This is a genomic window from Chitinophaga eiseniae (genome assembly GCF_900167135.1).
GTDB classification, from domain to species: domain Bacteria; phylum Bacteroidota; class Bacteroidia; order Chitinophagales; family Chitinophagaceae; genus Chitinophaga; species Chitinophaga eiseniae.
The window spans coordinates 1336468-1349533 of the sequence record NZ_FUWZ01000002.1; the positions used below are offsets into that span (position 1 = coordinate 1336468).

The 13066-nt window shown below is 52.1% G+C and carries 12 protein-coding genes; 9 read left to right on the forward strand and 3 right to left on the reverse strand.

All coding sequences use genetic code 11. From position 1 onward, the window contains the following. Positions 1 to 38: 38 nt before the first annotated feature. Positions 39 to 3329 carry a DEAD/DEAH box helicase gene (locus tag B5D63_RS15070; RefSeq protein WP_159456034.1) on the forward strand — a complete coding sequence of 1097 codons (3291 nt, stop codon included), beginning with the start codon at positions 39 to 41 and terminating at the stop codon, positions 3327 to 3329. A 100-nt stretch (positions 3330 to 3429) separates the two neighbouring features. On the opposite strand, the gene B5D63_RS15075 is transcribed toward B5D63_RS15070, so the two are convergent. Together B5D63_RS15075 and dusB are read right to left on the reverse strand one after the other, a co-directional pair. Continuing rightward, entirely contained in the window at positions 3430 to 3999 is a 570-nt protein-coding gene (locus B5D63_RS15075) for an NUMOD4 domain-containing protein (protein ID WP_078669602.1), read from the reverse strand. A gap of 43 nt (positions 4000 to 4042) precedes the next feature. Beyond that, complete coding sequence (gene dusB, locus B5D63_RS15080; protein WP_078669603.1) at positions 4043 to 5110, reverse strand: tRNA dihydrouridine synthase DusB; 1068 nt, start codon at positions 5108 to 5110, stop codon at positions 4043 to 4045. A 197-nt stretch (positions 5111 to 5307) separates the two neighbouring features. Here dusB and B5D63_RS15085 point away from each other — a divergent pair, with 197 nt between their 5' ends. The 5 genes from B5D63_RS15085 (at position 5308) to B5D63_RS15105 (ending at position 8530) form a co-directional block, all read left to right on the forward strand. Further along, complete coding sequence (locus B5D63_RS15085; RefSeq protein ID WP_078669604.1) at positions 5308 to 6258, forward strand: CPBP family intramembrane glutamic endopeptidase; 951 nt, start codon at positions 5308 to 5310, stop codon at positions 6256 to 6258. A gap of 27 nt (positions 6259 to 6285) precedes the next feature. Continuing rightward, entirely contained in the window at positions 6286 to 6531 is a 246-nt protein-coding gene (locus tag B5D63_RS15090) for a putative signal transducing protein (RefSeq protein WP_078669605.1), read from the forward strand. Between the two features lie 66 nt (positions 6532 to 6597). Continuing rightward, positions 6598 to 7482: a phosphatidate cytidylyltransferase gene (locus tag B5D63_RS15095; RefSeq protein ID WP_078669606.1), complete on the forward strand. Its 885-nt coding sequence runs from the start codon at positions 6598 to 6600 to the stop codon at positions 7480 to 7482. Positions 7483 to 7609: 127 nt separating this feature from the next. Further along, on the forward strand, positions 7610 to 8263 hold the full coding sequence (locus B5D63_RS15100; RefSeq protein ID WP_078669607.1) for a phosphatidylserine decarboxylase family protein: 654 nt from the start codon (positions 7610 to 7612) through the stop codon (positions 8261 to 8263). 27 nt (positions 8264 to 8290) lie between these two features. After that, entirely contained in the window at positions 8291 to 8530 is a 240-nt protein-coding gene (locus tag B5D63_RS15105; RefSeq protein WP_143312922.1) for a hypothetical protein, read from the forward strand. A gap of 146 nt (positions 8531 to 8676) precedes the next feature. On the opposite strand, the gene B5D63_RS15110 is transcribed toward B5D63_RS15105, so the two are convergent. Next, positions 8677 to 9372, reverse strand: a complete 696-nt coding sequence (locus tag B5D63_RS15110) for a YjjG family noncanonical pyrimidine nucleotidase (protein WP_078669609.1) — start codon at positions 9370 to 9372, stop codon at positions 8677 to 8679. Positions 9373 to 9470: 98 nt separating this feature from the next. Here B5D63_RS15110 and B5D63_RS15115 point away from each other — a divergent pair, with 98 nt between their 5' ends. The 3 genes from B5D63_RS15115 (at position 9471) to B5D63_RS15125 (ending at position 13065) form a co-directional block, all read left to right on the forward strand. Continuing rightward, positions 9471 to 10172: an SDR family oxidoreductase gene (locus B5D63_RS15115; protein WP_078669610.1), complete on the forward strand. Its 702-nt coding sequence runs from the start codon at positions 9471 to 9473 to the stop codon at positions 10170 to 10172. 157 nt (positions 10173 to 10329) lie between these two features. Next, positions 10330 to 12270 (forward strand): BatD family protein, encoded by a 1941-nt coding sequence (locus B5D63_RS15120; RefSeq protein WP_078669611.1) that lies wholly within the window; start codon positions 10330 to 10332, stop codon positions 12268 to 12270. A 3-nt stretch (positions 12271 to 12273) separates the two neighbouring features. Next, positions 12274 to 13065, forward strand: coding sequence for a tetratricopeptide repeat protein (locus B5D63_RS15125; protein WP_078669612.1), 792 nt, complete (start codon positions 12274 to 12276; stop codon positions 13063 to 13065). Position 13066 lies beyond the last annotated feature (1 nt).

Genomic DNA, 13066 nt, shown 5'->3' on the forward strand with positions numbered 1-13066 from the left:
CACTGATGCAAACCACGCGTATTCCTTATCTTGCAGCTATGCAGGCATCACACAAGGCAGCCGCTTTTTTCGCCAGGATAAAAGAAGCGCATCATTCAACCAGCCCCGAAGAAAAAATCCGCCAGTACCGGCAGATACTGGAAACCTTGTTCCGCGACCTTACCCGCGAAGAGACCCGGTCATTCGGAAACCTGTTTGCGCGCATGCAGTTTTATTTTGATAAACAGGTGGTGCCCCCCGAGGTACGGCAACCACTGTCTGCGCTCCGCCTTCTCACCAATAAGGCCACCAGCGGCATGTTCCCGTTGCACGAACAAGAACACCGCTGTTGTATTAAAGCACTCTCCGAAGCGGTAGCCTGGGCCTACCAGGAGCCGGAACCGGAAGACCTGCGCCTGCTGCTCCGCTCCGTGAGCGACATGCGCCTGTCGTTGTCCTACCAGCATCATCCTTCCGATATCCCGCTGCTGAAGTGCATGGTCACCGGTACCAGTACGCTGAGGCTCAACGATAAAGGCGCCCACACGTTTACCATCTCCGCCAAAAACGATGAACAGGGCGACTTTGAGCTGTCCCTGGACCAACTGGACGACCTCACCGTGGTAGCCCTGTATCCCTTGCTACGCCCTTACGACACCATCCTGGTGCATCACTGCCGGCAGGGAGACAGCCCTCAGCATTACCTCACAGCACCGGAAAGCCAGATCATCCTGGAGCCGGACCTCCTCATCGATATCAGTGAACTGGCAGAATGTTTCACGCACAAAGGCGCCAACCACCTGCTGTACCTCGTTCGCAAACTAACGCCGCAGCAACCGTCGCCCGCAGCGTTCAAGGGAAACCTCGTCAACGCCCTGCTGGACGAGATGCTGCGTAACGGCGAAGTGGACGTGAAAACCTCTTTCGTGGAAGCCGTGGCCGAAAACGCACTACAGGCCGCCGCTTACGGCCGGGAACAACTAAATGAAATGTTCCGCGATATCCGGCAGCATCACTGGGGCAACCTCCACGCCACCGTTCGTGACCTGCGCGACAAACCGGTGCAGATAGAGCCCACTTTCTTCTCCGCCCGCTACGGCCTGCAGGGGAGGCTGGACCTCATGACAGAAGACCACGAGGACCCGCACCGTAAAGAGATCTTCGAATTAAAAAGCGGTAAAGCGCCCGATTTCAATACCTGGAAAAATCATGAGATGCAGGTAGTGGGCTACAACCTGTTGCTAAGGTCCACTTTCGGCCGGCAACGCAAAGGCAGTTCCGCTATTTTGTATTCAGCCGCTGCGGCTAATCCGCTCCGCAACGTCAGCAGTACGCACCGTACCGAAAATGAGCTGATGCTGCTGCGCAACCAGGTGGTGGCCATGCTGCTGCGGCTGGCAGGAGAGGAGTACGGCGTACTGTCTGCCATCACCGGCACTGCGGCAACAGGCCTGCCATCCTTCAGTGCAGCGCATTTCACTGCCTTCGAAAAAGCCTGGTATTCCGCCGCAGAAGAAGCGAAGGTTTATTACAAACAATACCTGTCCTTCGTGCTGCGGGAGTACCTGCAGGCCAAATGCGGCATGTATTCCGAAGTGGACCGGGAAGAAGATGCCGATGGCTTTTCCGCCCTGTGGCTGCAAAGCGCCGAAGAGAAAGCTGCGCGTTTCAATATTATCCCCGGCCTGCGCTTCCGGGAATTTGACCCGATGAACAGCGCGGTCATTTTTGATATAGCCGGCCCCGTTAGCCATAATTTCCGCACGGGCGATACCGCTATCATCTATCCCCGTACCGGCGCAGGGCTGCAGCCGCTACAACAACAGCTGCTCAAGGGCCGCATCGACGACCTCGCCAAAGACACCCTCACTTTCTCCCTGAACAACCGGCAGATGACGCTGGATTTTTTCCGTCAGTTTGAAGAGTGGGTGATTGAGCATGATATTTATGAGTCCAACTACTGGATGGCGGCGTCTGCGCTGTTTCATGTCCTCTCGCCGGCAAATGCGCAGCGGGTGCGTCTTCTGCTGGGACTGGACATACCCCGTTGGCAGCCCTTACCATTTCCGGCGCCGGCCATGTTTAACGTCAACCAGGAAAAAATTGTGCAGCAGGCGCTGGAAGCGCAGGACTACTACCTGTTGCAGGGGCCGCCGGGCACCGGCAAAACATCTTCCCTGCTCACCACCATCGTGGGAGAGATGATCAAACAGCAGCGTCATGTGGTGATTGTGGCCTTTACCAACAAAGCGGTAGAGGAGATCTGCAGCAAGTTGGAAGCACGTCAGATACGGCACTTACGCCTCGGCGGCCGCAATACCGCACCGGCACAGGAGCTGCGGCAGCTATGCCTTCGGGGCTCGCTGGACGATGCCCGTGCCTATGTCACCGGTCACCGTGTGTTTGTGGCTACCGTTGCCACCATGGCCACCCGGCTGGACCAGCTGGTGATGATGGGCATCCCTACGGACACGCTGATCGTGGACGAAGCATCGCAGCTCACAGAGCCACAACTGCTGGGCCTACTGATGCCCTTCCGTAAATTTATCCTGATAGGTGACCAGAACCAGCTGCCGCCGGTAGTCACGCAGGAAGCCACGTTCTGCCGGGTGAAAGACCCGCTGCTGCTGGAGCTGGGCATGCGGGACCTGCGGTCTTCCATCTTCGAAAGACTGATGCACTGTTGTAAGAAGTGGCAGTGGCGCCATGCATGGGGTATGCTGAACACCCATTTCCGGATGCACGAAAGTATTGCCAGCCTGGTCAATCACTACTATGCCGGGCAACTGGCATCTGGAGGGGAGCAGCAACGGGCTGACTTTGATCCGGGGCCATGCCCCGAAACGCAGCCATGGCGGCACATACTGGCCCTGGGCAGGAAAATATTCATTCCCAGCCCTTATGAGGCCACTTCCAAGATGAACCAGACGGAAGCCCAAAGGGTCGTTTCCCTGCTGCAATACCTCAGGGCGCAACATGGCGCCTCCTTTACCCGCGATACGGTAGGAGTGGTCACACCCTGGCGCACCCAGATCAGCCTGATCCGGGAGCTGCTGGCGGGAGACAAGGCCCTGCAGCAGGTGAACATAGACACGGTAGAGCGTTTTCAGGGATCGGAGAACGATATTATCATCGTGTCCCTGGCGGTTTATCATGCCGCGCAGGTGGATACCCTGCAATGCCTGGGCAGTTTCACATGGGATGAAGCAGATATAGAGGTAGACCGTAAGTTGCTGGTAACGTTATCGCGTGCACGAAAACAGGTGGTCCTGCTGGGCTATGAGCCGGCTTTGGGCCGGAGCCCGCACTACCGGAAGGTACTGGGTGAGATGGTCAGGGGCAGCCTGTAAAACAGCTAAATCGAAAAAGTAACCAAACAACTATGGCCACACGCAAGTATGGCCATAGTCAGACAACATCATATATGATCATTCCTGGTAAAACCAGGCATTAATCCAGTGTTACGTGCGCCCAGTTCTCACCGCTTTTAATACGGTACAGCTGCATTTCGCTGATGTCGAACTGTTCAGCGATCTGCTTCATGGTTTTTTTACCGGGTTTGTTCAGTAAGCGCTTGATGCTCTTTACTTTGGTCACATTCAGCTTCAGCCCTTTGAGGCGGTTGCGCTGCTTTTCCTTGTAGGCCAGTTTCGCCGGGCTGTTCTGCTGGTGCTCTTCCATTTCCTCCTTGGTTGCCCATTTGAGGTTGCTGGCCTTGTTGTTTTTCTTGTCATAATCCAGGTGGATCACGTACCGGTGGGCACGTCCTGGTTTTTTGTTGAAAAGCTTGGCCACTTCCCGGTGCAGGTAGAGTGACTGGTAGCTGTCCGCCGGTTTTACATTCAAAACCGTATAGCCTTCCACGGTAGAACCCGTGAGCAGCTTACCATCTTCTGTACTTTCATGATAACTGATCACTCTCCCCATGTTTGATACCGCGTATCGTTTACGCAGGGCAGATTTGTTTTTAATCTGTAAGTCTTTCCAGACTTCATTTCTCAGATTTTTAATTGTGGTCATGTGAAAGTAATTTATAATTTTTGTTTTGATGGGGTTAGTCCGTTTAGACGTAAACGTTACAACCAGCCGTTTCATTATCCGCTGGTAGAAAATTCTGTTCAGCTAGTGGGGGAGAAGTCCTTTCGAATATGTGGTCCTTGTATTGTGTAACAATCGCGTCTAATACGTCTTCTATTTCAGCTAATGTTTTGTAAGTTACTAATTGTTGCCTGAATTCTTTAATATGGGGCAGCCCTTTGAGGTAATTTGCGTAATGGCGGCGCATTTCAAGGATTCCCACAATGTCTCCCTTCCAGGACACGGACTGGCGGAGATGTTTTTTGCAGACTTCTACTCTTTCCAAAACAGTCGGAGGCGGCAAATGTTCACCCGTCTTCATAAAATGCTTGATCTCCCGGAATATCCAGGGGTAGCCGATGGCGGCGCGGCCTATCATGACCCCGTCCACGCCAAATTTCTCCCGGGCTGCGATCGTCTGTTCCGGCGTACATATGTCACCGTTACCAAAAATCGGAATTTTGATACGGGGATTATTCTTCACTTTACCGATCAGCGTCCAGTCTGCATGACCTTTATACAGCTGCGTACGGGTGCGGCCATGGATGGTGAGCGCTTGTATGCCTACATCCTGCAGTCTTTCCGCCACCTCTTCAATATTCCTGGTGTTATCATCCCAGCCCAGCCGGGTTTTTACCGTCACCGGCAGCCGGGTGGCTTTTACCACAGCAGCTGTCAGTTTTACCATCTTAGGGATATCTTTGAGAATACCGGCGCCGGCGCCCTTGCATACCACCTTTTTCACCGGACAACCAAAGTTGATGTCCAGCAGATCGGGGTTGGTTGTTTCCACGATCTGGGCGGCCATGGCCATAGGCTCCTCATCTCCGCCGAAGATCTGGATGCCTACCGGTCTCTCATAAGGGAAAATATCCAGCTTCTGCCGGCTTTTGATGGCATCACGGATAAGCCCCTCCGAAGAAATGAACTCCGTATACATCAGATCAGCCCCGTTATCCTTACAGACCGCACGGAAGGGCGGATCACTCACGTCCTCCATAGGCGCGAGCAACAGGGGAAATTCACCCAATTCTATATTTCCTATCTTCACCATAAGTTAAATACCACAGCGCCAGGCTGTAGTTATTATTTTTATACTTTATATTATTTTTTTTCACAGCGGGAAGTGACAGTTCCTGACTTCCGAAAAGAAGCAGGCAGGATACAAAAAAGATGATGGAGATCACCAGGTATCACTGCAAACTGGATTTCGCGATGTAAATTTACGCAAAATTAATACAGTAAGTATTTATGACCGGTTATCTGAAACAGTCCCCACCCGCTTTACAGTTTATTACCTTTTTCGGCTTTTTCATTGGCTTCCTGCTGATATACAACACAGCACTGATGTTGCTGATGGAACCCATGACCGGTCATTCGCTGATGGACCTTCAAAGCGGGGATATAACAGACCCTAACCTTATCGGCTATCTGAAAATTACACAGTTTTTATATTCTATCGTGGTTTATCTGGTCCCGGCGGCCCTTTTTGCCTACCTGTGGCAGCCCTATCCCGGCCGCTACCTGGGCCTGAAGCCTGCTCCGGCCGCTATCCAGGTGCTGCTGGCCCTGATGGCCATGTACTCCATTACCTGGTTTGGCGGTTTCCTGAACAACTGGAACCAGACCTGGCAGGTACCGCAGGCGGCCCGTGAGCTGCAGGAACAAACCGAAAAACTGATCACGGTCATGCTGCGCATGCCCTCCATTAAAGACTTATTCATCAACCTGGTGCTGATGGCCATCGTCCCTGCCATCGCGGAAGAAGTGTTTTTCCGCGGGGTATTCCAGCGCCTGCTCATCCAGAGCACCCGCAAGGTGTGGCTCAGCGTATTCCTGACCGCCGTTTTCTTCAGCTTTATCCATTTTGAAATGCTGGGCTTTATGGTACGTGTGGTACTGGGCTTTATACTGGGCGCCATCTATGTGCTGAGCGGCAACCTCTGGTTAAGCATCTTCGCCCATATACTCAACAACGGTTCGCTGGTGATACTCATATACCTGTTCCAGCAGGGCATCATTAAAACAGATCCTACCAAAGACACGCAGGTGGAATGGTATATCGCCCTGCTCAGCCTTGCGGTAACTATCGGCCTCCTGTGGGCGCTGCGCCAGAAATCCACGCCCATGGTGATGACAGCTCCTGTCCGAAAGGCGGACGATGACCAAATAGACAACATCGGTGTGGATGAAAATCAGTAATTTACCGCTGAGACAAATGTTATTACTATGGAAAAAGGTTGGGTTAAAATCTTCTCAAGTGACCGTCCCTTCGAGGCGGAGATCGTAAAAGGAATGCTGGCAGACAATGGTATCACCGCAGTGCTGATCAACCGTCAGTCATCTTCCTACAATATCACCCTCCCCGGTCAGGCAGAGTTATACGTACACGAAAAAGATGAACAAACAGCAAAGGACCTCGTACACAATCACAACAACCTTCCCACCGGCGACCCCAACGAGCTGCCGGAATAGCAATTTGCTCCGCAGGGTAATTTTGTACACTTTTGCGGTTCAGAATCTTTAACAGAACTACGCATAATGAAGACTTTTTTTACCCGCACTGCCTCAGCGCTGGTGTTTGTGGCAGTGATGCTGGGAGGTATCTTATGGAGTCCCTTCACCTTTTTTCTGCTCTTTTTCCTGGTCAGCACCTTCGCCCTGCAGGAATTTTTTAAACTGATGCGCCTGATCGATACCGGTTACAACAATATCCCATCCTGGCACAAATGGGGGGCAACCATCGCCGGCGCCGCGATCATGCTGGCTTTTACCGGAGAATATTTCCAGCTGGGCGACATCTCCACAGGCTTCATTGGCTGGTGGATCGCCATTATTTTCCTGCTGGTACTGCCACTCGGTGAAATACTGCTTGATAAGGATTTCTCGCCCCGCAATGTCGGCTACTCCTGTATGGGCCTGCTGTATGTGGTGATCCCCTTCAGCCTGCTGGTCAATATCCGCCTCAACGCCATCGATATTCACTATACCCCGGAAAATGTAGGCACCGCCCCCGGCTGGCTCATTCCCTTACTGCTCATTATTTTTATCTGGATCAACGATACCATGGCCTATATAGTAGGCTCCCTCATTGGCAAAACGCCTTTCTTCCCCTCCATTTCCCCTAAAAAAACCATCGAAGGCTCCGTGGGAGGGATGATACTGGCCGTTGTTGCCGCCGGCGTATATGGCTATTACTGGGGGCAGCAATACCTGTCACTCCAGCACTGGCTGGCCCTGGCCGGCATCGCCGCCGTATTCGGCACCACCGGCGATCTGCTGGAATCCAGGCTCAAACGTATGGCCGGCGTCAAAGACTCCGGTAACATCATGCCCGGCCATGGCGGCTTCCTCGATCGCTTCGATTCCCTGCTGCTCGCCACCCCCTTCGCCTGGATTTATGTGCACGCCTTTATGATGGCCTAGCATACACATAATAAATATTTTATATTCATCTGACAGAAAAAAGTATTTCTGAAGTAACTTTGCACTTTGCTTAACCATCCCGGCGAAAGCCGGGATATACATAAAAATCTAACAAACAAGAAAACAAATGAAGATCCATCGTGAAGGATTTGCTACCATTTCCCTTGTATTCCTGGTACTGGCGCTGATTAACGGGGCCGTATTTTACTGGCTGGGCGCCATTCCGGCAGTAGGCTACGCCATCCTGATCTTTTCCATCCTGTTCTTCCTTTTTATCGTATCGTTTTTCCGCGTACCCGCCAGACAGTATACGACCGGAGACAACCTGGTCATCTCTCCCTGCGATGGTAAAGTGGTGGTGATAGAAGAAGTTTTTGAGCCGGAGTATTTCCAGGACAAACGCCTGCAGGTGTCCATCTTTATGAGCCCTGCCAACGTACACGTAAACCGCAACCCTATCAGCGGCACCGTGAAACTGTCCCAATACCACGCCGGTAAATACCTCGTGGCCTGGCATCCGAAATCATCTACGGAAAATGAAAGACACTCTGTAGTGATCGGCAACCAAAAAACAGACATCCTGGTAAGACAGATCGCCGGCGCCCTCGCCCGCAGGATCGTTAACTACCTGAAACCCGGTATGCAGGTAAATCAGAATGAAGAAATGGGCTTTATCAAATTCGGCTCCCGCGTGGACCTCTACCTGCCGCTGGGCACAGAAGTGACCGTTCAGCTGGAGCAGGTGGTAAAAGGCGGCCAGACAGTGATCGCAAAAATCTAGTATATTAGTATGCTCAAACAGGACTGTATGAAAAATGTTTTGACTGCACTGACGCTGTTACTCCTTACGGGAGCAGCCACCGCCCAGGATAAACCCGGCCGCAAAGCACCCGCCAAACAAACCACTGCCACGGCCCATAAGCCGTTGCCCTGCGGGACGCCTAAGCTGGCGCAGTATCGGCACGATTCTACCGCCCGTAAAAACACGAAAAAAAGCTGCTGTTTACAACCCTCCCGCACGGCCAGTCTCAGAACGAAAAAGATGTAGAGATTTTTTGATGTACGGATTTTTTGATTTCGTAAATTGATAAAACATTGATATACAGGAAGACCGAAGCAGTTTTAGGACTCGCTTCGGTCTTCCTGTTTTATACACGAAATCAAAAAATTTGTACCTCAAAAAATCACCCAATATTAGAGTATATTTCTGAGCTCCTTTAAATGCCCGATGGTATACGTCGGCGTAAAGTCCACCGGCGGTTTGGCAGGATTAAAATACACCTGGTCCATCCCCACGCCATGCGCCCCTTTAATATCCAGCTCCATGGCGTCGCCCACCATAATGCTCTCTGCCGCGCTGGTGCCGGCTTTGCCGATGGCGTATTCAAATATCCCGGGATACGGCTTCAGACTGCCCGCCACCTCAGAAGTAACGATATGGGTGAAATAATGGTCAATGCCCGCATTCCTCATCTTCAGCAGCTGCGTTTCTTCGAATCCGTTGGTAATCATGTGCATCGGGTAGTTTTTGGCAGCCAGATAGTCCAGCGTTTCCTTTGTTTCGGGAAAGAGCGCCTTTTTGTTGGGCAATATCTCCAGAAACTGCGTGCTCATTGCCTGGCACAGCTTCTCATCACCGATTTTGAAGTCCAGCAGCGCAAGCCGGAAACGTTTGTCCCGCAACTCGGCCCTGTTGATGAATCCCTTCCGGAAACGCTCCCATAAACGTTCGTTGTGCCCGACATAAGAAACTGAAAATGCTTCGAAAGTTGGTACTCCGCGGTTGGCCAGCCCATGGGTGTCGAAAAGCTCCAGCAAGGTCTCCTGTTCGTTGGTTTCAAAGTCCCAGAGCGTATGGTCCAGGTCAAAGAAAAGATGCTTATATCTCATAACGCGGCAAAGGTACAAAATACCAGACAGATGGGGTTTCCAGACTAAGGTCATTCAACTAAAATTCATTATTTTAACGCTTTAATCGACAGAAATTTATGAACGCAGTTATAACAGGTGCCAGCAAAGGCATCGGAAAGGCTATTGCAGAGAGACTGGCGGCAGAAGGGTTCAACGTGATCATCTGTGCCCGCAATACAGACGCGTTGGCCGCTGCAAAGGCAGCTATCCGGGAGAAAAATCCCGCAGTAACGGTCATCGCCGAATCAGTGGATATGGGAGACAAGGCACAGGTGATGGCTTTTGCACAGAAAATCAAAGACACCTGGTCCACCGTGGACATACTGGTCAACAACGCCGGTATCTTCATCCCCGGCGCCCTGCACGACGAAGCGGACGGCCTGCTGGAAAAGCTGATGGCCGTCAACGTATACAGCGCCTACCACCTCACCCGCGAACTGCTACCCCTCATGATAGCCCAACGTAACGGCCATATCTTCAATATGTGCTCCACCGCCAGCCATCATGCCTATCCTAACGGCGGCTCCTACAGCATCACCAAATACGCCCTGCTCGGATTCTCCAAAAACCTGCGCCGGGAGCTGATGCCCCACAACGTGAGGGTCACCTCCGTGAGCCCCGGCCCTACGCTCACCGCCTCCTGGGACGGCTTCGAAGGCCCGCCGGACAGGATGATGCCCCCCGAAGACATCGCCAGCGTGGTGTGGAACGCCTTTACCCTGGCCAAACAAACTGTTGTAGAGGAAATACAGCTCAGACCTATGTTGGGAGATATTTAACATCATGAAAACAAGACGCCGGACCCAGGGAAAACCCGCGCCGGGCCACCATCCGCCAGCGTTAGTGTTTAATTGACATATATGATCTTTTAACTAAGTTTTAACGGCAGTTGACACCGCTTCCGGAGCGGGTTTGGTTAAATTTGTTGACATAACTATGAAGGACAGATTTAGTATAAGGAAGTACATTTTCTCTGTTTTGTGTTGTTTAGGGCTGGTTGTTGGCGCCAGCGCACAAGATCTCCGCTTTACCACCAGCGTGAGCAGTAACTCCGTTACGCTGGATGAACCTTTCCAGATCCAGTTCATGCTGGAAAACGGGACCAACATCACCAGCTTTACACCGCCCAGCTTCAAAGACTTTGAGGTGTTGCAGGGCCCTTCACAAATGCAGGGTCAATCCATCTTCAACGGACGCCGCTCTGAATATTTTGCGCTGAATTATGTGCTGCAGCCCAAACATGTGGGCAACTTCACCATCCCCGGCGCCCAGGCCCGGGTAAACGGCAACGTTATCAAGTCCAACCCCGTGCTCATAGAAGTACGCAAAGGCAATGCACAGGCGCAACAACAGCAGCCTCAACAGGTAATTCCGCAACACCGCGGACAAAGCGGCGGCGGCATCAGCGAAGACCTGTCGGACGGCATCCTCAAAAAAGGAGAGGACATCACCGAAAAACTCCGGAAAAATATCTTCCTGAAAGTAGATGTTGATAAAACCAACCTGTACGAAGGCGACCAGCTAACGGCCACGTATAAACTCTATACACGGCTGCCGACAAACTCCAGCGTCACCAAAGTACCAGCATTCAAAGGGTTCTCCGCGAAAGACATAGAACTCCCCAACCCGCCGCAGGCCACCGAAGAACGGATCAACGGCATTCCCTATAAGGTGTTCACCATCCGCAAAACACTGCTGTTCCCGCTGCAGTCAGGCACCCTGGAGCTGGACCCGGTGGAAGTGGACAACCAGGTCCGCCTGGTGAAACTGGTGGGCAAGCGCAACCGGGGCGCCCGCGACCCGTTGGACGACTTCTTCAATGACCCGGCCTTCAAAGACCCGTTCTTCGACGATTTCTTCAACCGCCCCGAGGTGGAGTACCAGGACGTACCATATAAGATCCAGAGCAACCCGATAAAGATCAACGTAAAACCATTGCCGGTAGAAGGCCGCCCGCTCAGCTATAACGGTGCTGTAGGCAGCTTCAGAATGACCGCCGCCGTGGATAAAACCACGCTCAGCACAGACGACGCCCTTACGCTGAAAGTCACCATCAGCGGCCGTGGTAATGTCAACCTGCTCAATTCACCCAAAGTGGACGTACCCTCCGGATTTGAGAAGTACGACCCTAAAATGACTGACGATATTGAGAAAAACAGCAACCCGCTGTCCGGCAGCCGAACGTTTGAATACGTACTGATGCCGCAGGAAGCTGGTAAACATACTGTTCCCGCCGTCGAGTTTTCCTACTTCGATCCCGAAGCCAACAGCTACAAGACGCTCCGCTCTGAAGCATTTGTTATTGATATCACCCAGGGCAAGCGCATCAAGGAAGACAAACACGATTTCAGCGTAGGCAAAAATGAACTGGTGAAAATAGATGGTGGCCTCCAGCGATGGTCCAAACACAGCAGCTGGTTCATCCTCAGCCCCTGGTTCTACGCACTGCTGATGCTGCCGCTGCTGATCGCCGGCGCTGTTATTTTCTACAAACGCAGAAAAGACTACAACACCACCAATGCAGCGTTGCTGAAGCATCGCTACGCCAATAAAGTAGCCCTGAAAAGGCTGGAACTGGCCGCCCGGTATCTCAAAGAAGGCAAAGACAAAGCTTTCTATGAAGAAACATCCCGCGCCGTATGGGGGTATCTCAGCCATAAACTGAAAATACCTTTCGCAGACCTGAGCAAGCAGCTGATCCAGGACAAACTGGCCGCCCGCCATATCAACGGCACCAATACCAGCGACCTGTTTGAACTGATCGACAACTGCGAAGTGGCCTTGTATGCACCGGGCCACAACGACGATAAGATGCAGGGCACCTACTCCAAAGCGGTGACCATCATCACCAACCTGGAAGATGCTTTGAAAAACTAATCCATGAGAAAAGGTAGTATGCCCGGATATAAACATATTAAAACCGCCCTGTTACTGGCTTTCCTGCTGCTCACCGGCAGTATGCTCAGGGCACAGCAGGCACTCCCGCAACAACGTTTTGATGCGGCCAACAGCCTCTATCAGCAAAGTAAATTCACCGAAGCAGCAGCAGCCTATCAGCAACTGATAGACGATGGCTATAACATAAAGGCGCTGTATTTCAACGCTGGCAACGCTTACTACAAAGCCGGCAAAACAGGGCAGGCCGTTTTTAACTACGAAAAAGCGCTGCAACTGGCTCCGCGCGACGAAGCCGCCAAGCACAACCTGGCCCTTGCCAATCAAAAGGTGACCGGTTTCGTTGATGAATTACCGTTAGTCTTTTTCCAGCAATGGTGGCGGCAGTTACAACAGATACACAGGCCCAATGGCTGGGCCGTGGGATGCGTTCTCTTTTTCTGGCTGGCGATTGCCGGCATTATGCTCAATACGTTTCTGCCCGGCTGGAAAAACAAATTCCTCCGCTGGGGCAATTATGCACTGGGAGCGCTGTTTGCGCTGTACCTGGTGATGGCAATAGATACTTATGCGTTGGCCAACAATCATCAGACAGGCATCATCACACAGAGTAACATCAAAGTAAAAACAGCCCCGGACGATAACAGCAAAGACGCTTTTGAAGTGCAGGAAGGCATGAAGGTGCATATCGCGGATGCCACGAAAGATTACTGCAAAATATCGCTGGCCGATGGTAAAACCGGGTGGATCAGCTGCGCGTGGATCAGGCGGTTATAGC

Bases quoted from the DNA above. Each gene is read 5' to 3' on its own strand.
- dusB (WP_078669603.1), bottom strand. From the start codon at position 5,110: ATGGTGAAGATAGGAAATATAGAATTGGGTGAATTTCCCCTGTTGCTC.
- B5D63_RS15110 (WP_078669609.1), bottom strand. From the start codon at position 9,372: ATGAGATATAAGCATCTTTTCTTTGACCTGGACCATACGCTCTGGGAC.
- B5D63_RS15085 (WP_078669604.1), top strand. From the start codon at position 5,308: ATGACCGGTTATCTGAAACAGTCCCCACCCGCTTTACAGTTTATTACC.
- B5D63_RS15100 (WP_078669607.1), top strand. From the start codon at position 7,610: ATGAAGATCCATCGTGAAGGATTTGCTACCATTTCCCTTGTATTCCTG.
- B5D63_RS15105 (WP_143312922.1), top strand. From the start codon at position 8,291: ATGAAAAATGTTTTGACTGCACTGACGCTGTTACTCCTTACGGGAGCA.
- B5D63_RS15115 (WP_078669610.1), top strand. From the start codon at position 9,471: ATGAACGCAGTTATAACAGGTGCCAGCAAAGGCATCGGAAAGGCTATT.
- B5D63_RS15075 (WP_078669602.1), bottom strand. From the start codon at position 3,999: ATGACCACAATTAAAAATCTGAGAAATGAAGTCTGGAAAGACTTACAG.
- B5D63_RS15090 (WP_078669605.1), top strand. From the start codon at position 6,286: ATGGAAAAAGGTTGGGTTAAAATCTTCTCAAGTGACCGTCCCTTCGAG.
- B5D63_RS15070 (WP_159456034.1), top strand. From the start codon at position 39: ATGCAGGCATCACACAAGGCAGCCGCTTTTTTCGCCAGGATAAAAGAA.
- B5D63_RS15120 (WP_078669611.1), top strand. From the start codon at position 10,330: ATGAAGGACAGATTTAGTATAAGGAAGTACATTTTCTCTGTTTTGTGT.
- B5D63_RS15095 (WP_078669606.1), top strand. From the start codon at position 6,598: ATGAAGACTTTTTTTACCCGCACTGCCTCAGCGCTGGTGTTTGTGGCA.
- B5D63_RS15125 (WP_078669612.1), top strand. From the start codon at position 12,274: ATGAGAAAAGGTAGTATGCCCGGATATAAACATATTAAAACCGCCCTG.